Annotated in this window: 24 protein-coding genes; 14 read left to right on the top strand and 10 right to left on the bottom strand. The window is 61.7% G+C overall.

Going from position 1 to position 25,029, the window contains the following annotated elements; all coding sequences use genetic code 11:
- The 3 genes from D3872_RS24635 to D3872_RS25415 form a co-directional block, all read left to right on the top strand.
- Window positions 1-1,024, top strand: a 1,024-nt coding sequence (locus tag D3872_RS24635) for a DUF1329 domain-containing protein (protein ID WP_147374001.1), incomplete at its 5' end; no start/stop codon positions are given.
- 281 nt (window positions 1,025-1,305) lie between these two features.
- Complete coding sequence (locus D3872_RS27190; protein WP_274381768.1) at window positions 1,306-1,440, top strand: hypothetical protein; 135 nt, start codon at window positions 1,306-1,308, stop codon at window positions 1,438-1,440.
- Between the two features lie 206 nt (window positions 1,441-1,646).
- The gene (locus D3872_RS25415; RefSeq protein ID WP_147374002.1) at window positions 1,647-1,958 is read left to right on the top strand and encodes a hypothetical protein; all 312 of its coding nucleotides are present in this window, start codon (window positions 1,647-1,649) and stop codon (window positions 1,956-1,958) included.
- Between the two features lie 191 nt (window positions 1,959-2,149).
- Here the strand turns inward: D3872_RS25415 and D3872_RS24645 are convergent, their stop codons facing one another.
- Window positions 2,150-3,199: a spirocyclase AveC family protein gene (locus tag D3872_RS24645; protein ID WP_182915931.1), complete on the bottom strand. Its 1,050-nt coding sequence runs from the start codon at window positions 3,197-3,199 to the stop codon at window positions 2,150-2,152.
- 670 nt (window positions 3,200-3,869) lie between these two features.
- Between D3872_RS24645 and D3872_RS24650 the strand changes: the two genes are divergently transcribed.
- The 5 genes from D3872_RS24650 to D3872_RS24670 all read left to right on the top strand — a co-directional run bounded on the left by D3872_RS24650 (window position 3,870) and on the right by D3872_RS24670 (window position 9,553).
- Window positions 3,870-5,309 (top strand): aldehyde dehydrogenase family protein, encoded by a 1,440-nt coding sequence (locus D3872_RS24650; protein WP_119813237.1) that lies wholly within the window; start codon window positions 3,870-3,872, stop codon window positions 5,307-5,309.
- A 178-nt stretch (window positions 5,310-5,487) separates the two neighbouring features.
- Window positions 5,488-5,799, top strand: coding sequence for a non-heme iron oxygenase ferredoxin subunit (locus D3872_RS24655; protein ID WP_119813238.1), 312 nt, complete (start codon window positions 5,488-5,490; stop codon window positions 5,797-5,799).
- Between the two features lie 97 nt (window positions 5,800-5,896).
- Window positions 5,897-6,769 carry an SDR family NAD(P)-dependent oxidoreductase gene (locus tag D3872_RS24660; protein WP_182915932.1) on the top strand — a complete coding sequence of 291 codons (873 nt, stop codon included), beginning with the start codon at window positions 5,897-5,899 and terminating at the stop codon, window positions 6,767-6,769.
- 72 nt (window positions 6,770-6,841) lie between these two features.
- Complete coding sequence (locus tag D3872_RS24665; protein WP_147374003.1) at window positions 6,842-8,095, top strand: cytochrome P450; 1,254 nt, start codon at window positions 6,842-6,844, stop codon at window positions 8,093-8,095.
- Window positions 8,096-8,218: 123 nt separating this feature from the next.
- On the top strand, window positions 8,219-9,553 hold the full coding sequence (locus D3872_RS24670; protein ID WP_119813241.1) for a flavin monoamine oxidase family protein: 1,335 nt from the start codon (window positions 8,219-8,221) through the stop codon (window positions 9,551-9,553).
- Window positions 9,554-9,687: 134 nt separating this feature from the next.
- Here the strand turns inward: D3872_RS24670 and D3872_RS24675 are convergent, their stop codons facing one another.
- The gene (locus D3872_RS24675) at window positions 9,688-10,947 is read right to left on the bottom strand and encodes an NAD(P)/FAD-dependent oxidoreductase (RefSeq protein WP_119813242.1); all 1,260 of its coding nucleotides are present in this window, start codon (window positions 10,945-10,947) and stop codon (window positions 9,688-9,690) included.
- 177 nt (window positions 10,948-11,124) lie between these two features.
- Between D3872_RS24675 and D3872_RS24680 the strand changes: the two genes are divergently transcribed.
- The 3 genes from D3872_RS24680 (at window position 11,125) to D3872_RS24690 (ending at window position 15,444) form a co-directional block, all read left to right on the top strand.
- A complete protein-coding gene (locus tag D3872_RS24680) occupies window positions 11,125-12,555 on the top strand; it encodes an aldehyde dehydrogenase family protein (RefSeq protein ID WP_119813243.1) in 1,431 nt (476 codons plus the stop codon).
- 28 nt (window positions 12,556-12,583) lie between these two features.
- Window positions 12,584-13,672, top strand: coding sequence for an NAD(P)-dependent alcohol dehydrogenase (locus D3872_RS24685; protein WP_119813244.1), 1,089 nt, complete (start codon window positions 12,584-12,586; stop codon window positions 13,670-13,672).
- Between the two features lie 143 nt (window positions 13,673-13,815).
- Window positions 13,816-15,444, top strand: a complete 1,629-nt coding sequence (locus tag D3872_RS24690) for an electron transfer flavoprotein-ubiquinone oxidoreductase (protein ID WP_119813266.1) — start codon at window positions 13,816-13,818, stop codon at window positions 15,442-15,444.
- A gap of 72 nt (window positions 15,445-15,516) precedes the next feature.
- On the opposite strand, the gene D3872_RS24695 is transcribed toward D3872_RS24690, so the two are convergent.
- Window positions 15,517-16,359, bottom strand: a complete 843-nt coding sequence (locus D3872_RS24695; protein ID WP_119813245.1) for an oxidoreductase — start codon at window positions 16,357-16,359, stop codon at window positions 15,517-15,519.
- A gap of 315 nt (window positions 16,360-16,674) precedes the next feature.
- Between D3872_RS24695 and D3872_RS24700 the strand changes: the two genes are divergently transcribed.
- Window positions 16,675-17,790 carry a CaiB/BaiF CoA transferase family protein gene (locus tag D3872_RS24700; RefSeq protein WP_119813246.1) on the top strand — a complete coding sequence of 372 codons (1,116 nt, stop codon included), beginning with the start codon at window positions 16,675-16,677 and terminating at the stop codon, window positions 17,788-17,790.
- An 82-nt stretch (window positions 17,791-17,872) separates the two neighbouring features.
- Here D3872_RS24700 and D3872_RS24705 read toward each other — a convergent pair whose 3' ends face one another.
- The 7 genes from D3872_RS24705 to D3872_RS24735 form a co-directional block, all read right to left on the bottom strand.
- Complete coding sequence (locus tag D3872_RS24705; RefSeq protein ID WP_119813247.1) at window positions 17,873-18,385, bottom strand: MarR family winged helix-turn-helix transcriptional regulator; 513 nt, start codon at window positions 18,383-18,385, stop codon at window positions 17,873-17,875.
- 129 nt (window positions 18,386-18,514) lie between these two features.
- Window positions 18,515-19,027: a MarR family winged helix-turn-helix transcriptional regulator gene (locus tag D3872_RS24710; RefSeq protein WP_119813248.1), complete on the bottom strand. Its 513-nt coding sequence runs from the start codon at window positions 19,025-19,027 to the stop codon at window positions 18,515-18,517.
- A 119-nt stretch (window positions 19,028-19,146) separates the two neighbouring features.
- Window positions 19,147-20,079 carry an electron transfer flavoprotein subunit alpha/FixB family protein gene (locus tag D3872_RS24715; protein ID WP_119813249.1) on the bottom strand — a complete coding sequence of 311 codons (933 nt, stop codon included), beginning with the start codon at window positions 20,077-20,079 and terminating at the stop codon, window positions 19,147-19,149.
- The gene (locus tag D3872_RS24720; RefSeq protein ID WP_119813250.1) at window positions 20,076-20,825 is read right to left on the bottom strand and encodes an electron transfer flavoprotein subunit beta/FixA family protein; all 750 of its coding nucleotides are present in this window, start codon (window positions 20,823-20,825) and stop codon (window positions 20,076-20,078) included. The genes D3872_RS24715 and D3872_RS24720 overlap by 4 nt, the downstream gene beginning before the upstream one ends.
- Window positions 20,822-21,547 carry a nitroreductase gene (locus D3872_RS24725; RefSeq protein WP_119813251.1) on the bottom strand — a complete coding sequence of 242 codons (726 nt, stop codon included), beginning with the start codon at window positions 21,545-21,547 and terminating at the stop codon, window positions 20,822-20,824. Before D3872_RS24725 ends, D3872_RS24720 begins: the two co-directional genes overlap by 4 nt.
- Window positions 21,548-21,590: 43 nt before the next feature.
- Entirely contained in the window at window positions 21,591-22,334 is a 744-nt protein-coding gene (locus D3872_RS24730; RefSeq protein WP_119813252.1) for an antibiotic biosynthesis monooxygenase, read from the bottom strand.
- 19 nt (window positions 22,335-22,353) lie between these two features.
- Window positions 22,354-23,133 (bottom strand): glucose 1-dehydrogenase, encoded by a 780-nt coding sequence (locus tag D3872_RS24735; RefSeq protein ID WP_119813253.1) that lies wholly within the window; start codon window positions 23,131-23,133, stop codon window positions 22,354-22,356.
- A gap of 155 nt (window positions 23,134-23,288) precedes the next feature.
- Between D3872_RS24735 and D3872_RS24740 the strand changes: the two genes are divergently transcribed.
- Together D3872_RS24740 and D3872_RS24745 are read left to right on the top strand one after the other, a co-directional pair.
- Window positions 23,289-24,083, top strand: a complete 795-nt coding sequence (locus D3872_RS24740) for an enoyl-CoA hydratase/isomerase family protein (protein WP_119813254.1) — start codon at window positions 23,289-23,291, stop codon at window positions 24,081-24,083.
- Between the two features lie 15 nt (window positions 24,084-24,098).
- Complete coding sequence (locus D3872_RS24745) at window positions 24,099-24,878, top strand: enoyl-CoA hydratase/isomerase family protein (RefSeq protein WP_119813255.1); 780 nt, start codon at window positions 24,099-24,101, stop codon at window positions 24,876-24,878.
- Window positions 24,879-25,029 lie beyond the last annotated feature (151 nt).

The raw sequence follows: 25,029 nt of genomic DNA on the forward strand, positions 1-25,029 counted from the left end.
CAGGAATTTCGTGTACCCCCAATACGTGCTCGACAGCACGGCAAAGAACGCAACATCCTGCAAGGGCGCGGACAAGGAGTTGAAACTGGAGGGATGTTACGGCGGACTGCCTTTCCCTATTCCAAAAACCGGTAATCAGGTGATGTGGAACCATTTGCTTGCGTACGAGCAAAATGCGGCAGCTGGCGTGAACGAAACGTATATTGTACCGGCCGCCGGTAAGCCGGTTTTTGTAGGCAAGAGCGCCAGCAAACAGTATAGGCCCTTCCTTGATCCGGAAAAAGCAGGCCCCTTCCCATCGGAATTGGTTTTCTGGAAAACTTATATTGAGGACCTTGCGCCGGCGCGGGCAGTCGGCGGAAAACTTGTCATTATCGATTCGCTGGATATGCTAAAAACCGGCCGTCGTGCTTTTTCGTACATTCCAGGACAGCGGCGGGTCAAGTTGTCCCCGGATCTGCAATACGACACCCCTCACCCGTATTCGGGCGGCGCCGGAACAATGGACGATGCTAAAATTTTCCTCGGTGCGCTGGATCGATTTGATTTCAAGTTGATTGGGAAAAAAGAAAAATATATTTACTATAACAACTTCAATCTTAACGATGCCAAAGCATGTTCAACTGAGACGCTTCTTTCAACCAAGGGCTTCCCTCATCCGGATTGCGTACGTTGGGAGCTACACCGGGTGTGGGTCGTGGAAGCGACGCTGAAACCGGGCTTCCGTCATATTTACAAAAAGCGCATATTCTACTGGGATGAGGACAGTTATGCTGCTGGGCAGGCCGAAAACTATGACGCTGGCGGCAAGCTGTTCCGCTTTGTCTTTGGCAGCTTTTTCCCCTACTTTGATGGGCCAGGCGGCAATGGGGACAGCACGCATTATCTTGATCTGCAAACCGGAATTTACTCGGTCTCAGGCAGTGGCAGTTGTAAAGCCTGCGGCTGGTGGTCTATAAAGAAAGAGGCGATTGATCCGATGCTTTTCTCGCCGGAGGCGATGGCGGGCGCGGGGATACGGTAATAGGAATTGTGCTGACTGCGGCGGTGGTTCGCTGGACGACCGCCGCCAGAGCAATTTCTGCGATTTTCTGGCCCTGGCCGCCTGACCGGAAAAGGGGGCGATGACGCGTCGGTTGTTGGAAGCGTTCCTGAGTACCCGCCACCCGATGCAGAGCGGTGCGCGAAGACATCCATTTTTAACGGCTTTCCGGCGGCTTCAGCAACCACACGTTGGCGCTGCCGGCCGGCAAGAACCCAGCGCGCCGGGCAAATAAGCTATTCGTAGACTATACCGGCAACACCGTGGCAATCACTGACCGCAATACCGGCGAAATACGCGAGGCGGCCCTCTTCGTCGGCGCCATGGCCGCGTCGAACTACACCTACTGGAAGGCTAGCTGGCACCAGTCCTTGCCGGATAGGCTGCTCCTGGCATAGCGATGGATACTGGCCAAGATGTACAAGCACCCGGTCTTCGGCCTCAATGAGCTGAACCACAGCATCTGCATCTTGCAAGGGGGAATGAACGCGCGTCCCTAGCTGCCAGGCTGTCGCCCGTCGGTTTTTCGAGGAGATTGACCGGCCAGCCATGCGGGCGGACGCTGCCGGCGGCGCGCTACCAGTTCGCTGAATGGAAAGTGACCATGGTCGGCATCGACTATCGCGTGGACGTGGCCGGAGGGCAAAGCGGCCTGTATGTGCGCCATGTACATTCGATCAACCTGGCCGGTGAATCATTTCCCATAACGCTAAACCAGACTGATTCGGCTGTGCAGCGGGGTGCGACTATCGGCCTCGACTCGCCACCGCGGCGAGCGTTCATGCTCTGGATCGGGACCTGCCGCCGTGGACAAGTTTATGTCTTTGACGATCCACACCGCCGGCACCGCTATTGGTGCCGCAAAATTCCCGTTCTATACCGGAGATCAATTACCGGAAATCATGGTAAATACTAAACCCTGCGTCGCTACGTTCTGCTGTCCCCAATTGCGTGGAACGCGGCGCCCAGTTTCCGTTGACTGGGCGGCCAGTTTGCCGTGGAACGAACGCCACTTTTCGTGGAATACGCACACGGCAAACGATTGGGTGTTGTCAGCGTGTTCCAGCGCGGCTTGTGCGCTGGAACGAAGCAGTCAGGCTAGGCGCCCTAATTGCTGCGGCGCGGATTGAAATTGGCGCCGTTGCATGGATGGGGAGTACCTTCACCGCAAATGTTATTTATTATATAGTTGGGAGTAGTCGCCGGAGCGGTATCGCCGTTCATGGTGAAAAACTGCAGCGGCATCCAGAAGGTAACGAGGTTGATCATGTGCATTGCGCCTGTCAATGAGAGGAACCGAACGAAGGTCTTCCCGCTGTCGGACAATTTCAGTTTGCCAATCCCGCGGTCAGCCCACGACTCGCCCTTGTCATCGCGATAATAAAGCAGTGTGGTAAAGCCCATCGTAAGCATGGCCGTCAGCACAGGAATGTAGAGCGGGAACTGGAACATCGTGCCAGACCACAGGCTCACCGACTGGATCCCACCGATGTAGGAATAGCCGTGCGAGCGGATAAAACCAAACTCTGCGACCAGGTCCGCGACCATCATGACGATGAAAACTGCCGCAATGACGATCAGAGTGCCTCCCTGCGGGAAGCGTTCGGCTAGCTTGCGCCAGACCCAGGCGAATCCGGCCGACAGCATGCAGTTGTACCAGATGTACGGCGGCATCATCATGAAAAATGATTCCGGCATCAGGTTTTGGTTGGGAGTGAGAAAGCCCGGAATGAAATTGGCCCATGAGCCCATGTTCATCGGATAGGCGTTATATGCCACATGAACTGCGGAATAGTTTCCAAGAGGGTCATGCACTAAGGTGGTGATGTGCGCAAACATGAAGAGGGCAAGGAAGGAAAAGCGACCCGTTCGTAATTTGGGCTTTATCACGAAGTAATATATGGTTAAAACGGTGATGAAACAGGTGACCACTTGCAGCAGATTCATCTTGAACTTGATCTCATCCGGAACAGGCGAAGCTGGCATGGTTCGGGCAAAATCGGAAGATGTAATCCAGGAACCCATCACGTAGAAGAAATAGACCAGGAACACCACGCCGATGATGGCCCATGTAGTACCTGCCTCGGGAGGCTTATCACGAAAAATGATCCCTTTTTTGATGCCTGTTAGCATCTTGCCCTCAAGCTGAGTTGTCATTGTTATCTCCAAGAATTTCAAGTTAATAGATAAATCTCCACAAAAGCTGGAGTCGTTTTCCAGATCGACCTGTAGTTGGTCGTTGCAAAGTTTCCTTCTCGATCGGACAGTCAACGGGAGCCGCGTGCTCGCTTGGGGCGACACGCGATGCATTGCGTGGGCTTGTCGCCATCGATTTTCGTCACGGCTCAGATAGCGCCGGATATTTGATACGCCATAGAATTATTCTCAAGCGTACTGTCTGTACACGCTACTATACGCCGTATGGAGTCGTCAACTTTTACTTTGCCTGATTGAGAGCGTGCCTCGTCGGCAACAAAGAATCGATTTGTTACAACCGCTCGGCTACACCCGCAGCGGCGCGGCGATTCGCCACGCCGACCGTGTGTTGCGCACGGAGGTAGGGCCGACGTTTCGCGGCGAGCTACGCCCCACGGGGTGGTGCAAGCTGCCGAGATCGTGTTCTTATAAAATAAGTATGTGTATGATAAGCTTGACGGCCAAAGCTTGTTTTGGTACCTTTGGTCTCATGCGCTGATAGTTTATCGAGAGCATCCAAGAACAACGATCCCGGGAAGTATGTTTCCCGAAGTCGCAGCCGGTTTGCGCGTTGCTCAACGGCTTGCTCATCGCCGGCAGTTGGTCCTCCTTTGATGAAAAACACTAAATCATGTACGTTAGCAATTCCCTAGAATCCAACTGTGCCGGTTTGGCCGCGGAAAAGCTCGCCTTATTGCGTTCCGCTGCGCAGCGCGAGCCGTATTCCAGCCTGGCTGTGCGGCGCGATCGCCTGGGACGGGCGATCGACGCTTTGATCAAGAATGAAAAGCGCATAGTGCAAGCCATGGACGCTGACTTCGGAGGTCGTCCCGAAGCGCTGACGCTGCTGGCCGATGTGATGGCCCCGCTGACGGCGTTGCGCCATGCACACAAAAATGTGGCACGCTGGATGCGGCCGGAAAAGCGCAAGGCTCTGTTCCCGATGGGCCTGATCGGCGGACGCGCCCGCGTCCATCACCAACCGCTCGGTGTGATCGGGATTGTGTCGCCATGGAACGTGCCTGTCGGTATTGGTTTCAGCGGTCTTGCTGGCGCGCTGGCGGCCGGCAACCGCGCCATGATCAAACCGTCGGAGCTGGCGCCGAAGACTGCCGACTTGATCGCGGAAATGCTTGGGTCGGCTTTTGGCGCCGATGAAGTGGCAGTACTCGTCGGCGGCGTCGACGTTGCGCGTGCTTTTACGGAGCTGCCGTTCGATCATCTGCTGTTTACCGGCGGTCCCGGCACGGCGCGCGTGGTCATGGCCGCCGCAGCGCGCAATTTGGTGCCGGTAACGCTGGAACTGGGTGGAAAATCGCCGGCGATCGTTGCCAGGGGCAGCGACTTGGCTTACGCTGCCGGAAAAATCGTATGCGGCAAACTGGGCAATGCCGGTCAGGTCTGTATGGGGGTCGACTACGTGTTGGTTCATCGCAGCGACGCGGCCGGCTTCACCCAAGCCGTGCGCGCGGCCATCGACAAGCACTACCCGAACCTGGCGAATAATCCAGACTACGCGAACGTGCACTTGCCGCGCCAGCGCGATCGCCTGGCCCGCTTGGTCGAGGAGGCCAAAGCGGGCGGGGCGCGGGTGGAGGTAATTGGCGGCATGCCAGTGAGCGCCCTGCGCAATGCAAATCGTTTTCCGCCGGTATTGGTGTTCAATCCGCCGGCCGGCAGCGCTCTGCTGACCGAAGAAGTGTTCGGTCCCGTGCTGCCCATCGTCAGCTACGATTCGATCGAACATGCGGCCGCATTGATCAATGTGCAGACGCGCCCTTTGGCCCTGTATTACATCGGCGGCAGCGCGGCCGACAAGGACTACCTGCTCAAGCATACGCACTCGGGGGGCGTCACCTTTGGCGACGTGATGCTGCACCCGATGATGCAGGACCTGCCGTTCGGCGGCGTCGGCGAAAGCGGCATGGGCCGTTATTTGGGTTATGACGGCTTCAAGGCCTTTTCCAACCAGCGCGGGGTGTTCGAACGGCCATGGATCGATATCAGCCGCTACTTCGCGCCACCGTACACGCCGGGTCTGCTGAAGATGATGCGGCGCGCGATCCGGTAACCGACGCCTCGGTATGCAAGCGCGCCGCATCCCCTGGCAGCAAAAGCACCCGGGCTCGGCGCGACAAGCCCACAGCATGCAACAGCAGTCGACCCACAATCAGGGCCGGGAATTATCAAGCAAGCCATGGGCGCCATGTGGAGGCGCTCAGACGAATAAATTGAAATTGGAGAGAGATATGGAAGTGAAACTTTGCGCTACAGGTGACGTGGAAGAAGCATCGATGATCCAGATTTCATTGCCCGGGCGTTTGCCCGTGGCGGTGTACCGGGTCGAAGGGGAATTCTTCGTCACCGACGACACCTGTACCCATGGCAAGGCATCGCTGGCAGACGAGGGCGAGCTTGAGGGCCATTGCGTCACCTGCTCCTGGCATGATGGAAAATTTGACATCCGTACCGGGGCGGCGCTGTGCTTGCCTTGCAATACGCCTATCCGTACCTATCCCGCCATCGTCCGCGACGACGTCATCAGTATTGAGCTGGAATGACTGCAACTTCGCTGCCGACGCACGGTTTCATGACTGCGGCGGCCGCGCTGCCGTTCCGGACATTGTAGGAAATACACATAAGAGAGTGGGGAATCGTATGCGTACATTAAAAGACAAGGTCGTTTTTATCACCGGCGCAGGATCGGGCTTCGGGCGCTGTCTGGCACTCCAGGTGGCCAAGCTGCATGGCATACCGGTGCTAGCCGACATCGATGCCGACGGCCTGGCCGAAACCGTCCGCCAACTTCAACTTGTGGACGCACGCTACGGCTCGCACGTGCTTGACATTCGCAGTCGCCAGGCTTGGGAAGCGGTCGCTGCCGCTACCGAAAAAGAGTTTGGCGGCATCGATGTCCTGATCAACAACGCAGGCGTGTTAAGCCGCACCGAGAGCTTCCTCGAGCTGAGCGAGGAGCATTGCCGGTTCCTGATGGAGGTAAATTTCTGGGGCATGTTTTACGGCACGCGCACGATGATTCCCTATCTGGCGAAACGCCCAGAAGGACATCTGGTCAATACCGCCAGCTCGTTGGCCCTGATCGGCTCGCCAATGCACTCCGTTTATTGCGCCTCGAAGGCCGCAGTCGCCAACTTTACTGCGGTGGTGCGCGAGGAGCTCTACGGCACGCGAATTGGCGTGACGACGGTATTTCCCGGCGCCTCGCGCACGAACCTCGGACGCAATGTGCCGGCGGATAGCGCGGAAATTCACGAGGCCAACGTGAAAAATTTCGACAAATTTGCTTCCACGCTACCCGACGCTGTCGCCGCGAAGATTGTCGCGGCGATCCTGAACTATCGGACCAAGGTCGTGACCGGCATGGACGGGCTCGCCATGTCCTTCTTCAATCGGGCCGCCCCGCGTACCGGTCACTGGCTGTTGGGTGCTGCCTACCGGAAAATCGGCGATCCCAAACTGTATGCCCGGCTGGCCGAATTACGCCTGGGATCAGTCAGGGTGACGCCGTGACAACCGGATAAGTGTGGACAATATTACGGAGCAGCATTTAAACCAGGTTTTCTTCAACCAAGAGGTCAAATCGTGCAAATTCAAGCAACGAGCAGTTTTGATGTAGATATTTCGATGACGAGTACCCTCGGCAACAAGATTTTGGGGGAATTCGACAAGTTGCGCGAGCTCGAGCCGATTCACTGGAGCGATAATTCGCACGGCTGGCTCGTCACCCGCCATGCCGACGTCGACGACGCGCTTCAGGGCAAGTTCCCGCTGTCGTTGCGCAGGGTTGAAATGATGATTTTTGGAGGACTATCACCTGAGCAACAGGCGCAACTCCCACTGCTTCGGCGCTATATTCGGCACTGGCCGGTTGAAATGGATGGACCCGAGCACACGCGGCTACGCAAGCTGCTGGTGAAGGCGTTCAATAAGAAAGTGGTCGATGCGACGCTGCCTTTCATCAGTGAACGGGTCGGTGTGCTGGTCGATGCGCTTGAGCGCGAACCGGTGGTCGAATTCAACGAGGAGATCGCGCGCCAACTGCCCGGCAGCGTGATTCTAAAACTGATGGGCTTGCCGCAGGAGTATTTGCCGCGCTTAAGGGACTGGGCCAACGCCTTCCAGGAAGGCGTCAGCGTGCCGTATGCGGACATGGACGCGAAGCTGCGGGCCGAGCAGGCGATGCAAGAGATGACCGAGGTGTTCACGGCGGAGATAGCGCGGCGTCGACAAGGCGCGCTCCAAGGGAACGATCTGATTTCGTCGTTGTTGGCTGCTAAGGAAGAGGGCAACGGCATGAGCGACGACGAGGTCGTCGGTGCACTGCAGCTGGCAATAATTGCCGGACACGATACCACGGGTGCGACGCTGACTATGGGCTTGGCGACACTGATCGAGCACCCGGAAGTGTGGCAGCATATGTATCAGCATCCGGAAAAAACACTCGAGAGCTGCCTTGAACTGATGCGCTACATGGCCATGTCCGCTGCCCAGCCGCGCGTGGTGGCGGAGGACTTCGAGTGGCATGGCAAGCAATTGCACAAAGGAGAATTTGTTTGGTTGATATTTGCTGCGGCCAACCGTGATCCTCGGGTTTTCTCCGATCCCGCGTCCATGGATCCTGCGCGAAACAATGAACGGTCGATGGTGTTTGCGCCTGGCATGCATCACTGCATTGGCCATTTGCTGGCGAAAGCGCAGGTGACCCAACTGTTTGGCGAGCTGGTACGCCGATTTGAAGGGGCGGACTTACTCGACCCAGAACTGAGCTTTATGCCGCAAATAGTCTTTCGGGGTCTTAACCATCTAAATGTGCGCATGCGCCCGCGTGTCGTCTGACGTAAGCGCTGCACCGACACTCTTTCGAATGCTGGAGTCGGCAACGCGGTGCGTTTCTTAAATTTAAAGAATAGCGGATGCGGTCCGTTCCGGACGCAACACCGCATTACAACAGGGCATACGATGAGCGAACAACCCCAACTGCTGCGCGATGGCGGCCGCGTGGCCGTGGTGGGTGCCGGCATGGCCGGCCTGACGGCGGCCTACCGCGTGTTGCAGGGCGGCGGCACACCCGTCGTGTTCGAGGCCGACGACAGTGTCGGGGGCCGCACCAACACGACCGAAAAGCAAGGTTACATCATCGATTCGGGCGCAATCCTGCTGTCGCCACGTTACAAACGGACCATGGCGCTGATCAAGGACCTCAGGCTTGGTCCCCAGTTTGTCGCATCCCGGCCCGTACTATCGATCGTGCGCGATGGCGTGGTGCACGAAATCGACCTGGCGCGCCCCATGGTTTCATTCCTGCGCTCAGCAGTGCTAAGCGGCCGTGCCAAATTGGCGCTGGTGCGCCTGCTGCCCGACCTGTTACGATATTGGCAGCGTTGCCATTTTCGCAGTATGGGTGAGCTTGCCGCGCTCGATCACGAGACATGCCGCTCTTACGCCTTGCGCGTGTTGGGCCAGGAGCTGCATGACTACCTGGTTGAACCGTTAATTCGCGTAAATATGTTCACATCCAGCGATCGGGCCTGTGCTGCCGACTTGATCTGGCTGCTGCGCATCTTCTCCCATCCTGTCGTCATGCAGTCAAGGGGCGGCATGCAGGTGTTGCCGTCCGCGCTAGCCGGAAAACTGGACGTACGCCTGAACTCACCCGTTTCGCGCGTGACGAACGAGGGCCAAGGGGTTATGTTGGCTTTCGGCGAAGGGCAGACGGCCCGCTTCGATGCCGCTATCATCGCTGTGCCCCCGCCGGTCGCATTGGCGATCGCGCCGTGGATTAGCGGCCCGCGCCGGGCATTTTTCTCCGCCGCTCGGCCGGTGCGCAGCGTCGCGGTGTCGCTGGGCCTGTCGCGCATTCCGGAAGGCAAGTCGTCGATGATTATGGTGCCGTCGCTTGAACAGACGGACTTGCTTGCGATCGTCTTTAGTCACCGCAAGTCGGCCGACAGGGCGCCTAAGGGAAAGGGACTGGTGACGCTGCACATGCGCCACGCGTGGGCAGAGCGGGTAGCTGGCGATAGCAATGAGGCCGTCGCCCGGCAGGCAATGGAAGCGGCTCGACCGATCCTTGGTGACCTGGCGCCCTTGGTTGAGATGGTCCATGTAAAGCACTGGCAATATGTCGATTCGGAAAGAAAAACGGGTTGTTACCACGCCTTGGCCCGCATGCTGGAACAACCCCCGGAACATCGGGTGTGTTTTGCCGGCGAATACATTTCGGCCGGTGTCGAAGGCGCTGTCATCAGCGGAGAGAACGCGGCCGCCACCGTGCTGCGGTGGCAGCGTGGTTGACGAAGCGCAACGGTAGTCCCATCCATCTGGTGCTGATTCCCGCGCTGTCGCACTTCCTGCTCAATCCGAAGCGCGCGGGGAGCGCCGCCCGGTTGCCGCCCAGCATGGCTATCTCCTTGTTGGTGTCGTGGATGTTACGATGCTGCTGGAAGCAAACTCTTTAATGGAATCGATTCGTCCGCCAGGTCGTCTGCACGCAGCGCGACCGCTTCTGCAATGAAGCGCTTGGCGAGCATGAAATCCTGGGGCCGGTTGATCGTGTCGGCAGCCAGCATGCGCCCCTGTTTCAGATAGAACGCGGAAAACGACTGGCCCGCGGCATCGCCGCGCAACACCAGCTGGTCGTAGCCTTGTGACAGGCCTGCCATTTTCAGCTTCAGGTCGTACTGGTCGGACCAGAACCACGGTACCGTGTTGTAGGGTTTGGGTTTGCCGCACAGGGTGGCGGCGGCCGTGCGCGCCTGCTCCATCGCGTTTGGCACCGATTCCAGGCGCAGGCACTGCCCGAAGATGCCGTTCGGATGGTTGCTGCAGTCGCCGATGGCGAACACGTCTGGATCGGAACTGCGGTTGTATTCGTCGACCACGATGCCGTTGGCGACCGCCAGACCGGCAGCCGCGGCCAGCTCGGTATTGGGCACCAGGCCGATGCCGACGATGACCAGGTCGGCCGCGATGCGCGTGCCGTCGCCGCACAGGAGGGCAGCGACCGCGTCGCCGAAAGGGCCGAGCTGGTAACCGGTGACCTCGACGGCCGTGCGCACGTCGACCCCGTGCGCGCGATGCACGCGTTCGTACAATGCCGAGATCGCGGGCGCGGTGACCCGTGCCAGCACCCGTTCCTGCGTCTCGAGCACGGTCACGTTCAGGCCGCGCTTGATGGCGATTGCCGCCACCTCCAGGCCGACATAGCCGGCGCCGATAATCACCAGCCGCGCGCCCGGCCGGAACTGGGCGCGGATGCGCAGCACATCGTCGATCGAGCGCAGGTAGTGCACGTTCGGCTGGCAGTCCATGCCTTCCATGCCTGGCGAGGCGAGGCGACGCGCGCGCCCGCCCGTGGCCAGCACCAGCTTGTGATATTGCAGCGACTTCCCATCGGACAGCGTGACCGTTTTGCGCGTACGTTCGATGCGCTCGACCCGCGTATCCGGCAGCACGGTGACGCCAGCGCTGTCGTACGTCGACTGCGGCTTCAGCAACAGTTCGGCCAATTCGATTTCCCCCGACAGAAACGCCTTCGACAGGGGCGGGCGCTGATACGGAAGGTGCGCTTCAGCGCCGATCAGCACGACCTGCCCGCGCCAGCCGCCTTCGCGCAAGCTGGTCGCGAGAAAGCCGGCCGCGTGGCCGGCGCCCACGATAACGACGATGGGTTCAATCTCTTCGGGCATGAGCTGGTCTCCTGGTTGGCATGGTGCGCCAGCATGACGATGGCGACCGCGTAATTGTTTTATATAAACCTTGACAAGTCTCTCCCGCAAAAGTAAGTTATGTTTATTGTATGCTACAGTACGATAATAAAGCGAACAGAAAAATTTTCGGGGCCAACTTATAAGGAAGCTGTGAACATGTCGACAAATTCGGATGTAGAACAAGACACGATCGGCGTATTCGATCCGGCTAGCGGGGAGCAGATCGGCGCGGTCGCCAACGGCGGTGCGCAAGCCGTCGATGACGCAGTGCAGGCGGCCAAGGCGGCGTTCGAAGCGGGCACCTGGCGCGGACAAAGCGGGGCGGCGCGCGCGCGCGTGCTGTGGCGTGCGGCAGAACTGATCGATCGCCGGCTCGACGAGCTGGTCACGCTGGAGACGCGCAATAACGGGATGCCGCTGGCACTGGCCCAGTACACGATCCGCAATGCCGCCGAAACGCTGCGCTACAACGCTGGCTGGTGCACCAAGATCCATGGTGTCACCAGCGACGTGGTGACGGATGGCGCGATCGGCGGCGGCCGCATCGAATACCATGGCTACACTCGCAAGGAGCCGGTCGGGGTGGCCGGGCTGATCACGCCGTGGAATGTGCCGATCATGATGGCATGCGCCAAGCTGGCGCCGGCCCTGGCGGCCGGCTGCAGCACGGTGATCAAGCCGGCCGAAGAAACGCCGCTGACAACGCTGAAGATCTGCGAGATCCTGCGCGAGGCTGGCGTGCCCGACGGCGTCGTCAATATAGTCACCGGTTACGGTCACACCGCCGGTGCGGCGCTGGCGGCACACGAAGACGTGGGCAAGATCGGTTTCACCGGCTCGACCGAGGTCGGCAAGCTGATCGTCCAGGCCGCCGCCGGCAATCTGAAGAAGGTCTCGCTCGAACTGGGCGGCAAGTCGCCAATCCTGATTTTCAATGACGCCGACCTGTCCAAGGCGATCCCGGGCGCGGCGATCGGTATCTTCTCCAATTCGGGCCAGGTCTGCATCGGCGGTTCGCGCCTGTTCGTGCAGCGCGGCGTGTTCGACCAGGTGGTGGCCGGTATCGTGCAGATCGCCCGATCGATGCAGCTCGGCAGCGGCCTCGATCCGGCTACCCATATGGGTCCGCTGATCTCGTCGAAGCAGGCAGAGCGCGTGATGGCCTACATCGCCGGCGCGCGCGACGACGGTGCCGAGATCGTCACCGGCGGCCGGCGGGTCGACCGCCCGGGAAATTTCGTCGAACCGACAGTGGTGGTCAAGGTCAGGGATGACATGCGCCTGGTGAAGGAAGAGATTTTCGGGCCGGTGCTGGCGGTAATTCCGTTCGACGATGAGGACGAAGCGCTGCGGATGGCGAACAACACCAGCTTTGGCCTGGCGGCCGGCGTGTGGACGCGCGACATCGGTCGTGCCCACCGGCTGGCAAAGCGGCTGGAGGCGGGCACCGTGTGGCTGAACTGCCAGCTTGCGAACGACCTGAGCTTGCCGTTCGGCGGCTACAAGCAGTCCGGCTGGGGCCGCGAGAACGGCTACGACGGCATCGAGGCGTATCTGCAGACCAAATCCGTGTTCGCGGAAATCTAATAACAACACTCATTACCTAAGGGACATCATGGAAATTCAGGCAGCCGTTGCACGAACAAGACATGGGGCGCTTAGCGTCGAGACAGTTAAACTGGTGGAGCCGAATGCGGACGAGGTACTGGTCAGGATGGTCGCCACAGGCATCTGCCACACCGACCTGGCGGTGATCGACGAGATCATGCCGGTACCGCTGCCGCTGGTGCTGGGACACGAAGGAGCCGGCGTCATCGAACGGATGGGCGCCGGGGTCAGGGGACTGGAAGTCGGCGACCACGTGGTGCTCACCTTTTCGAGTTGTGGGCACTGCCACCATTGCGAGGATCATCATCCCGCCTATTGCGAGCACTACGGGGCGCTGAACTTTGCAACCCGCCGTCCGGACGGCACCACGACGATCACCGATAGCCATGACGAGCCGGTCGGCAGCGTATTCTTTTCGCAATCGTCGTTCGCTACGTATGCCATCGCCACCGCCAAAAACGTGGTCCGGGTGCGCAAGGATGCGCCACTTGAGCTGTTAGGTCCGCTCGGTTGCGGCTTGTCCACCGGTGCCGGGACCGTGCTGAACGTGCTGAAGCCGAAGCCGTCGGCCACCTTGGCGGTGTTCGGCACGGGCGCGCTCGGCAGCGCGGCCATCATGGCCAGCAAATTTTTGGGGGTAAAACGGATTATTGCCGTCGACCGGGTGGAAAGCCGGTTGACGCTGGCGCGCGAACTCGGAGCCACCGATACGATCGATACATCGAAACAGGATCTCGAGGAAGCGCTGGCGTCACTGGGAGGCATCGATTTCGCGATCGATACCTCCGGCGTGCCGAAGCTGATTGAAGCGGCGGTTGCAGCGCTGCGTACCTGCGGGACCTGTGTGCTGTTGGGCGCCAGCAAAAACCAGGACCTGCACCTGAGCGTGTTTCCGCTGATCTCGGGCAAGTCGATCCGTGGCGTCGTCAACGGCGACTGTGAGCCGCAGGAGTTGATCCCGAAACTGGTCGACATGCACCTGGCGGGCGACTTTCCGATGGAGCGGCTGGCACAGTTTTATCCGTTGGCCGATATCAACGAGGCCGTGGCCGATTCCGTGTCCGGCAAAGTAATCAAGCCGATTATCCGCTTCTGAACAGTGCAGCAGACACGCTCGCCCACTCTCATCGAGCGTGGGCGTCCTGCCGGCCTAGTTTAGCCAGGCAAGCAGAGGCATTGCTCAATTAAGGTACTACAAGCGAGATGAACGAACTGAATGAATATGGCTCGCGCGAGGCAATGGCATACGATGTGGTAATCGTCGGCGGTGGTCCCGCGGGCCTGGCGGCCGCGATCCGCCTGAAACAGCTGGCCGCCGAACAGGGCAAGGAAGTGTCGGTCTGCGTGCTGGAAAAAGGCGGCGAACTCGGCGCGCACATCCTGTCCGGCGCCGTGATGGACCCGCGCGCGCTGACCGAACTGATCCCGAACTGGAAGGAACTTGGCGCGCCGCTGAACACCGAAGTGACCGAGGACCGGATCCTGTTCCTGACCGCTACCCGCGCCTGGCGCACGCCGGGCTTCATGGTGCCGGCCTGCTTCGAAAACCACGGCAACTACGTGATCTCGCTCGGCAACGTGGTGCGCTGGATGGGCCAGCAGGCCGAGGCGATGGGCGTCGACGTGTTCCCCGGCTTTCCCGCCGCCGAAATCCTGTACAACGACGACGGCTCGGTCAAGGGTGTCGCCACCGGCAACATGGGCGTGGACCGCCATGGCGTGCCGACCGACACCTTCCAGCTCGGGATGGAACTGCACGCCAAATACACGCTGTTCGCCGAAGGTTCGCGCGGCCACCTCGGCAAGCAGCTGATGGTCAAGTACGACCTCAATGCCGGCAAGGACCCGCAGTCCTACGGCATCGGCATCAAGGAACTGTGGGAGATCGATCCATCCAAGCACAAGCCCGGCCTGGTGATCCACACCACCGGCTGGCCGCTCGATGCGGACACCTACGGCGGCTCGTTCCTGTACCACCTGGAGAACAACCAGGTCGCAGTCGGCTACGTGGTCGGCCTCGCCTACGAGAATCCTTACCTGTCGCCGTACGAGGAATTCCAGCGCTACAAGACCCACCCGGCGATCAGCACCTTCTTCGAAGGCGCCAGGCGCATTTCGTATGGCGCCCGCGCGATCACCGCCGGCGGCCTGCAGTCGCTGCCGAAACTGGTGTTCCCGGGCGGAGCGCTGATCGGCTGCGACGCCGGCTTTTTGAACATGAGCCGCATCAAGGGCAGCCACGCGGCGATCAAGACCGGCATGCTGGCCGCCGACGCCGCGTTCGGCGCGCTGGGCGAGCAGCGCCAGCACGACGAGCTGGCCGCCTATCCGGCGGCGTTCGAGCAGTCGTGGCTCAAGGAAGAACTGCACGTCGCGCGCAACGTCAAGCCATGGCTGTCGAAAGGCCTGTACCTCGGCTCGATCATGACCGGCATCGACCAGATGATCTTCCGCGGCAAGGCGCCCTGGACCTTGCACCATCAGCACGCGGACCATGAGTGCCTGAAGCCGGCGGCCAACCACCGGCCGATCGCCTATCCGAAACCGGACGGCAAGCTGACCTTCGACCGCCTGTCGTCGGTGTTCATCTCCAACACCAACCACGCGGAAGACCAGCCGATCCACCTGACGCTGAAGGACGACGGCGTGCCGGCGAATATCAACCTGGCCACGTACGCGGGACCGGAAGCGCGCTATTGCCCGGCCGGCGTGTACGAGTTCGTGCCGACCGAGGATGGCAAGGAGCGCCTGCAGATCAATGCGCAGAACTGCGTGCACTGCAAGACCTGCGACATCAAGGATCCGACACAGAACATCACATGGGTTGTACCAGAAGGGGGCGGCGGTCCCAGCTACGCAAGCATGTAAGGAACTTGCAGCGGGCGGCCCGGCGCGGGCGCAGCCCTGCGCCGTAGATCGGCCGATGCCGCGGCCGGCCCGCTAGGCCGGGAAATCCGCAGCCGGGGCGATTGTCCGGCTGCGCTGCATGTCGTCGAGGCGCAACTGGATCGATGTGCAGGCGCCATCGAACGCCTGACGGCCGAGGATCAGACGCAGCGGCGGCTCTCGCTGGATCGCCGTGTCGACGATCAATGCGGCGGCGCGAACCGGATCGCCGGCTTGGGTTCCGTCGAGCGAGGCAGACCAGGCGCGTGCCGCCGCCGCGCCTTCGTAGGCCGGGATCGGATGCGCCGGATGCGCGATCGCGCTGCCGGAGAAGTTGGTGCGGAACGGCCCCGGTTCGACGATCAACACGCCGATGCCGAATGGGGCGCCTTCCTGCGCGAGCGCTTCGGACAATGCCTCGACCGCCCATTTGCTGGCAGCGTAATAGCCGACGCCGGCGTTGCCACGCGTGCCGGCGGTCGATGACATGTTGATGATCTTGCCTGAGCGGCGAGCCCGCATCGACGGTAGTACGGCACGCGTTAGCGCCGCCAGGCCGAAGAAGTTGACATCGAATTGCGCCCGCACTTCGGCATCGCTGGCTTCCTCGATCGCGCCCAGATAGCCATATCCGGCGTTGTTGACGAGTACGTCAATGCCACCGAAGCGCGCTTCGGCAAGCGCGACCGCGGCGGCGATCTGTGCCGGATTGGTCACGTCCAGCGGCGCCAGCGCCACGCGCTCCGGCGCCATTGCAGCCAGGTCGGCCAGCGCCGCCACGTCGCGCGCGGTGGCCAGCAGCCGGCCGCCGCGGGCAATCACCTGCTCGCACAAGGCACGGCCGAAGCCCGCCGATGCGCCTGTAATAAACCACAGCTTGTTGGAGAGATCGTTCATGTTGCCGTTTCCTGTGTCAGGGTTCTGCTAACGTCGTATATGGTATGCCTGCGTATCTAGGCGGCCGATGTGCATGGAGCGCCGCATTCGTTAGCGCTGTCATGCGGGAGGGGATTGTTCTGAGCGACGATTTTCCGCATATAAAAATATAATAATAACGTGTACTATACATCAGCGAAATAAAAATGTAGAGTCTATCGCAAGGCTTGGGATTGCGCCATTCCGCGCGGCTGGTCGACCGGATTCGCAGCAGCCAGGCCATTCAAAGTTGTCGGCCACGACGATATGTTCGATTGCCAAAGAAAGGAATTGCGTATGACTGCCTCCCAAGGCCCGTTGAAGGGCCTCAAGATCGTCGAACTGGCGGGACTCGGCCCCGGTCCGTATTGCGGCATGCTGCTGGCCGACCTGGGCGCCGAGGTGGTGCAGATCGACCGCCCGATGGGCGCGACTGCGGTGTATGGCATCGAGCCGTCGCGTAACATTCTGAACCGTGGCCGGCGCTCGGTGGTGCTGGACCTCAAGGACCCTGTCGCACGCGACCAGGCCCTGGCGCTCATCGATCGCGCCGATGGCCTGATTGAAGGCAACCGGCCGGGCGTCGCCGAGCGGCTCGGACTCGGCCCGGATCATTGTCTGGCCCGCAATCCGCGGCTGGTCTACGGCAGGGTCACCGGCTGGGGCCAGACCGGCCCCATGGCGCAGTGGGCCGGTCATGATCTTAACTATATCGCGCTGGCCGGCGCGCTCCACGTGTGCGGCCGCGCGGGCGAGCGTCCCGCGATCCCGCAGAATTTTGTTGGCGACATGGGCGGCGGTGGACTCCTGCTGGCGTTCGGCATGGTGAGCGCGCTGTTCGAGGCGCTGCGGTCGGGGAAGGGCCAAGTGGTCGATGCGGCGATGATCGAAGGTGCCGCATCCCAGCTGTCGGGCGTGTTGACGATGCAGGCCATGGGCAGCTTCGAAGGTGGGCGCGGCACGCACATCGCCGATGGCGGCGCCCATTTCTATGAGGTCTACGACACCGCTGACGGCAAGTACATCGCCGTGGGGGCGATCGAACCGCAGTTTTACGCAGCGTTCCGGCGTGACGCCGGTCTCACCGACCCGCAATTCGATGCGCAGATGGATCAGGCGCGCTGGCCTGATCTCAAGGCCAGGGTGGCGCGCCGCATTGCAGAAAAGACGCGCGACGAATGGGTGGCCATTTTTAGCAGCGAGGCATGCGTCGCGCCTGTGCTGTCGCTGTCAGAGGTGGAAAATTATCCGCACAATGCTGCGCGGGAGGTCTTCTTGCGCGAAGGCGGCGTGCTGCAGCCGTCGCCGGTGCCGAAGTTCAGCCGCACTCCCGGCGCCGTGGCATGCCCGCCGCCGGCGCGCGGCGCGGATACCGACGCGGTGTTCAGGGACTGGGGCATTGTCCGGCGATAGACGGCCAGCGGGGCGGTCGCCGGTGCAGGCGCAAGGCGGCCAGCGCGGCGCACTCCAGCATGCGCGACAGTTGCAGCGGCGCTTACTGCTCGTCCGCGTCGGTGTCCGCGTCCGCTTCGCCATTCTGCCGGGTTTGCCGATCCATTTCCAGCAGGCGTAATTTCATGCGGTACAGAACGTCCTCGGTCGCCAGGATTTCTTCCTCGGACACGCCGACCATCATTTCTTCGTTCACAACCGACGCCCGTTCCTGGATCGAGGAAAGCAGCAGGGCGCCGGCGGCAGTCATCTTGATCTGCTTGGCGCGGCGGTCGTTGGGGTCGGCCTTGCGCGCGATATAGCCGTTCTCCTCGAGCCGGTCGAGCAATCCACCCAGCGCGACCTTGCCGATGTCGAGGAATTTCGCGAGGTCGGTCTGCATCATGCCGGACCCCTTCTCGCGCGACAGGTTGGCCAGCACCCACCACTGCGAGCGGGTGACGCCCAAGGGCTTGAGCGCCTTGTCGACGACGGTACGGCGCAAGCGGGATACGTCATGGATGAGAAAGCCAAGCCGGAACTCTCCATGCTTTGGGGTCGTCTTCGCTTGAGACATAATCTAATTTCCTGTCAGTACTAAAATGCGCATTCTATCGTAAATCAACTGACAATCATCACACGAATCGTATGAGTATGCGTGTAAATTTTCAGCCGGTTGCGCGCGCCATCGTCCCGCCGCCCGCACTCACAGCCGGTCGCGGCCAGTTTCAGCCTCCGTCTCCTCTTTCTGCCGATGCTGCCGGTCCATCTCCAGAAGGCGCATTTTCATGCGGTGGAGCACATCCTCGGCTGCCAGGATCTCGTCCTCGGAGACGTTGGCCACCATTTCCGCGTTCAGCTGTGAAGCGCGTCCTTGAATGGAGGAAAGAAGCAGGGCGCCTGCGGCCGTCATCTTGATGCGCTTGGCGCGGCGGTCGTCGGGATCGGTCTTGCGGGCGATATAGCCGTTGTCCTCGAGCCGGTCGAGTAATCCGCCGAGCGCGACCTTGCCGATGTCGAGGAATTTCGCCAGGTCGGTCTGCATCATGCCGGCGCCCTTGTCGCGCGACAGGTTGGCCAGCACCCACCATTGAGAACGCGTCACGCCCAATGGCTTGAGCGCCTTGTCGAGCGCGGTACGGCGCAAGCGGGAATCGTCATGGACGAGAAAACCGAGCCGGAACTGTCCGTGCTGCGCACTTGTCATTGAACGGGTCATGCCTTGATTTCTCCAGTGTCCGGAATCGTAATCTTATTTCTAGTAAATTGATTTGCTAGATGTTGAACAAAATCGGCACAGCTGCCGGACGGATGTCATGGCGGCAGCTGTGCGCAGGCCTAGCGCAGCTTGCTGGTAAGCTCAGGCAGGATCTTGAACAGATCGCCGACCAGGCCGATATCGGCGATCTGGAAGATCGGCGCATCCTCGTCCTTGTTGATCGCAATGATCGTTTTCGAGTCCTTCATGCCGGCCAGGTGCTGGATCGCCCCCGAGATCCCGATCGCGATATACACTTCCGGCGCCACGATCTTTCCGGTCTGCCCGACCTGGTAGTCGTTGGGCACGTAACCGGCATCGACGGCGGCGCGGGAGGCGCCGACGCCGGCGCCGAGGCGGTCGGCCAGCGGTTCGATCAGTTCGCGGAACTTTTCGCCCGAGCCGAGCGCGCGTCCGCCCGAGACAATTACCTTGGCCGACGTCAGTTCGGGCCGCTCGGACACCGAAATGTCTGCGCCGACGAAGCGCGACAGGCCCGCATCGCCAATGCCGGCGATCGGTTCGACCGTACCCTGGCCACCTTGCGCGGCAGCCTTCGCGAACGCCGTGGCGCGCACCGTGATGACTTTTTTCGCATCCAGCGCTTGCACCGTGGCGATCGCATTGCCGGCGTAGATCGGGCGCTTGAAGGTATCCGCGCTTTCGACCGTCACGATCTCGGACACCTGTGCGACGTCCAGCAGCGCCGCAACGCGCGGCGCGATATTCTTGCCGTTGGAGGTGGCCGGCGCGACGAAGGCGTCATGGTCGGCCATCAGCTTGACCACCAATGGCGCGATATTTTCCGGAAGCGCGTTCGCGTACGCGGCATCGTCGGCCAGGTATACCCGCTTCACGCCGGCGATGGCCGCGCCCTGGTCGGCTACCGCGCGCGCGTTGTGCCCGGCCACCAGCAGATGGACTTCGCCGAGCTGCGATGCCGCGCTGACGGCGGACAGCGTCGCATCCTTGACGCTTGCATTGTCATGTTCAACCCACACCAGCGTTTTCATTGCATTACTCCCAGAGCGTTAAGTTTGGCAAGCAGTTGGTCGACATCGGCGACCTTCACGCCGGCCGTGCGTTGTGCCGGCTCCTCGACCTTGAGCGTCTTGAGCCGCGCGCTGACGTCGACGCCATAGTCGGCCGCGGTTTTCTGCGCCATCGGCTTGGATTTCGCCTTGATGATGTTCGGAAGCGTGGCGTAGCGCGGTTCGTTGATGCGCAAGTCGGCGGTAATGATCGCCGGCGCCTTCAGCGACACCGTTTCCAGGCCGCCGTCGACTTCGCGGGTGACGTTCAGCCAGTCGCCATCGAGCTCCAGCTTGGATGCGAACGTGCCCTGCGCCCAGCCCAGCAGGCCGGCCAGCATCTGGCCGGTCTGGTTCGAATCGTCGTCGATCGCCTGTTTTCCGAGAATGACGAGGCCAGGCTGTTCCTGCTCGACGATCGCCTTGAGCAGTTTTGCCACCGCCAGCGGCTGTACCTCGGCGTCGCACAAGACGTGGATCGCGCGGTCGGCGCCCATCGCCAATGCCGTCCTCAGCGTTTCCTGCGCCTTGGCCTCGCCGATGGACACCACCACGACTTCGCTGGCCTTGCCTTTTTCCTTCAGCCGAACTGCCTCCTCGACCGCGATTTCGTCGAACGGGTTCATCGACATCTTGACGTTGCTCAGGTCGATGCCCGAGCCGTCCGGCTTGACCCGCGGCCTGAGGTTAAAATCTATGACCCGCTTTACGGGCACCAATAGTTTCATGGTTTATCTCCTGTGGTTGCGGCTTGCGCGGTTCGGTTGTCCGAGCCCGCGTCAAAGCCAAGAAAAGTTGCAAATTCATTCGATGGGGCGCGTTCGCTCGGGAACCGGTTGACCGGGTGTTCCAGGTCGGCATAGCCGATGGCCATGCCGGTAAACAGCATCAGTTCGCCGGGGGCGCCGACCAACCCGGCGATCGTGCGCGGATACAGCGCCCAGCATTCCTGGGGACAGCTGTCGATGCCTTCTTCGCGCAGCAGCAGCATGAGCGACTGCAGGTACATGCCCAGGTCGGACCATTGCGGCGGCCCCATGGCCCGGTCGACAAAGCAGAACAGGGCCATCGGCGCATCGAAGAAGCGGAAATTGCGGCTGAACCAGCGCAGGCGCGCTTCCCGGTCGTCGCGTTGAATGCCCATGCTGGCGTAGAGCGCCTCGCCGACCGCGAAACGGCGCTCGCGGTAGGGCGAGCCCAGCTGTTTCGGATAGATGTCGTACTCGGTGCTTTCGGCGCCGGCCAGGCCCGCCGTGCGCAGGTCCATGGTGCGCTTGAGTTCGGCGAGCGGCGCGCCGGTCAGCGCATAGATGTGCCAGGGCTGCAGGTTGCCGCCCGAGGGGGAGCGTGCGGCCTGCGCGATGACGCGCCGGATCAGCGCCTGGTCGACCGGGCGCTCGAGGAAGGCGCGCACCGAGCGCCGCGAGGCGAGCGCTTCGCTGGCCTTCATGGCTGCGGCCCGTCCGCGCGCGGGAGTGGTCCGCGGCCGTGCATCAGAGCACCCCCTGGCATTGCGGCGCCACGAAGCGGACCCCGAGGCTGCCCTTGAGCTGGCTCACCATCTCGGCCGGCATGGCGCCATACAGCTCGACCTCGCTTTTCACGATGCGCAGGATCTTTTCCATGGTCGGCCCGGTGTTGGCCATGTGCGCGCGCAGCGCGGCCGCATCGCGATACACGTCGAGCGTCACGCAGTGCCGGCCGTCGCGGTCGAGGAACCACTCGTAGCCGATCGTGCCCGGCTCGCTGGCTTCGACCCCGGCCATGCAGTGCGCGGCCAGGCTGCGGAATTCGTCCAGCTTGCCCGGCTCGATCGTGAAGCGTGCGATCGCGAAAATCTTGCCGCCCGCCTCAGGCGCTGCCGTGCCGGGCGCCGGCCCGGTCAGGCGCCCCTGGAAGCGCGGCCCGAAGAAATCGACGCCGCCGAATTTGCCGGCCATGCGCTGCACCACGCTGTCCGGTACGTCGCCGAGCAGGACGACCTCGCTGGCGGCGTGGGCGAGCAGCGCCGGAATGGTCTTGCCGACATGCCGGCTGTGATGGGCCATGCCCTCGACGCCGTCGTAGGCTTCGATGACCACGCATTGACTGGCGTCGGCGCTGACGAACCATTCGTAGGCCTGGGTCCCGGCCAGGTCCACCTCGGCGGCGCGCATGCATTCGCGCGCCCGTTCCATAAACTGTGGCGCTTCGCCTGGCTTGATCGCGAAGCGCGCAATGCCGAAACACTTGTCCATATTTTCCTTTCAGTGTAGTTCAGGTGGCGGACAGGGCGCCGTCGACCGGCAGCGCGACGCCGGACACGAAGCTGCTCTCGGACGATGCCAGCCACAGGACGGCATCGGCGATTTCGTGCGGCTGCCCGCTGCGCTGCATTGGAATGCGCGCGGTGAGGCTCGCCAGCTTCTCGGGCGCGGCGGCGAATCCGGTCGCGATCAGGTCGGTCATGATGAGGCCGGGGCACACCGCATTGATGCGGATGTTATGCGTCGCATACTCGAGCGCCGCCGTCTTGGTCATGCCGATCACCGCATGCTTGCTGCCATAGTAGGCGCCAGAGCGCGGGCCGCCGCGCAGGCCGGCCACCGAACTGCAGTTGATGATGGCGCCGCCGCCGGCCTTCAGCAGTTCGGGGATCTCGTATTTCATGCTCAGCCAAACGCCCTTGACATTGATCTCCATCACCTGGTCGAAGCGTTCCTCATCGGCATCTGCGACCAGCGTGGTCACATCGCCGGTGATGCCGGCATTGTTAAAGGCGATGTCGAGCCGGCCGTAGGCCTCGACGCAGGCGCCAACCATCGCCCGCACCGAGTCGGCGCTGGCGACATCGGTTTCGACAAAGCGCGCCTCGCCGCCCGCTGCGGTGATGGCGGCGACCGCCTGTTCGCCCTCTTGCCGCCGGCGCGCCGCAATCATCACGCGCGCCCCTTCGCCTGCAAACGCCGTGGCTGCAGCGAAACCGATGCCGGCGTTGCCGCCGGTAATAAGTGCTACCTTGCCGTCAAAGCGGCGTCGTGGACTGTTCTTCGTCATGAGAGCGTTCCATGAGGGTAAAGTAATAAGATTGGCCAGTGCGGCGTGCAATGATTTGATGAACCGCTATGCAAATATAGTACGGAATGATATCATACGCTAGCGTTCTTTTGATGCGCGATGCCCACATAAACCTTCAGGGACCAGGAAATCCGATGGAAAAAGCATACGAAACACTGACCTTTACACAGGACGGCCCGATTGCCAGGGTGGTGCTGACGCGGCCCGAGATCCTCAATCGCATGGACGACGTCACCAGCGCCGAGCTGGTCGACGTGATCGAGCGGATGCGCCGGCCCGGCGCGGCGCGGGTGCTGGTCTTCTCCTCCACCGGCAAGGCTTTTTCGGCTGGCGGCGACCTGGACGAAGTGCGGCGCCTGGTGGAAGACCCGGAACGCCGCGCCGATGCCTGGGACATGAGCCGGCGCATGATCTACGGCATGTACGAGATCCCGATCCCGACCGTGATGGCGCTGCAGGGCGATGTCTTCGGCCTGGGCACCTCGATGGCGCTGTCGGGCGACATTGTGGTGGCGAGCAAGAACGTGCGTATCGGCGATCCCCACGTCAAGGTGGGCCTGGCCGCCGGCGACGGCGGTTGCCTGGTGTGGCCGGCTGCCTTCGGCATGATGCGCGCACGGCGCCACCTGCTGACGGGCGATCCGATCGCGGCGGAAGAAGCGCACCGGCTGGGCGGCATCTCCGACCTGGTGGAGACGCCCGAGGAAGTGCTGCCGCTGGCCGAAAAAATCGCCGCCAAGATCGCCGCGCTGCCGCCGATCGCAGTCCAGTTCACCAAGCGTTCGCTGAACCACGCAATGCACAAGCAGGCGGTCGACGTGTTCGAGTTTTCACTGGCGCTGGAACAGTACGGCATGGTGAGCGAGGACCTGCTCGAGGCGCTCGACGCGTTCAAGAACAAGCGCGCGCCGGTCTACCGTAACCGCTGATAAAGGAGGCATACCATGGCTGACCAGGAATTGATTACCGAAATAGACGGACCGATCGCGCGCATTACCTTCAACCGTCCGCAGGCGCGCAATGCGCTGACGGCGGGCATGGTGGTGGCGATGCGCGAGTTCCTCAAACAGATCGAAACCGACCCAAGCGTACGTTGCGTGGTGATGACGGGGGCGGGCGACCACTTCATGGCCGGCGGCGATGTCGCCGGATTCGCGCAAGCCCTCGATGCCGCACCGGGCGAGCGCAGGCGTGATTTCGAGGAGCGCGCCAGGAGCGCCATGTCGCTGTTCGCGGCGATGGAACGGCTGCCGCAGCCGATCATCGCCAAGGTGCGCGGCGCGGTCGCCGGCGCCAGTGTCGGCTGGGTCGCGGCGAGCGACTTCGTGCTGGTGTCGGACACGGCGCTGTTTGTGGTCGCCCACATCCTGCTTGGCACCAGCCCGGACGGCGCGGTGACCTGGCACCTGCCGCGCGCGATCGGCTTGCGCAAGGCGAAGGAGATGGCGCTGCTGGGCGACCGCCTGTCGGCCGCCGAGGCAGTCGCGTTCGGGCGGCAAAACCGCACGTCGTCTGCCGACGCCGAGCTCGATGCCGAAACCGAGGAAGCTAGCGCAGCGCCTGGCGAACGACGAGCGTCGCCATTCGCGCGCACCAAGATGCTTGCTCAACCAGGCGTTCGCCAATCCGATCCGCGCGCAGATGCGAAAACCGAAGCGGGAAGTCGTCGGCGCGTGCGCCGGGACCGACGATTTCGATGGAGGCGTGAGCGCGGTCGGCGCTAAGCGCAAAGCCGCCTTTCAAAGGCGCCTGAAAGACGAAAAGGAAAAGCATGACCAAATACTTTCAAGGGCGTGCGGGTACTCGATGGTCACCCGCTACGTGGCCGGTCCGATCGTCGACCGCGGTTGCTGGCCGACCTGGGGGCCGACGTGA

This window comes from Massilia cavernae (assembly GCF_003590855.1).
Lineage (GTDB): Bacteria > Pseudomonadota > Gammaproteobacteria > Burkholderiales > Burkholderiaceae_D > Telluria_A > Telluria_A cavernae.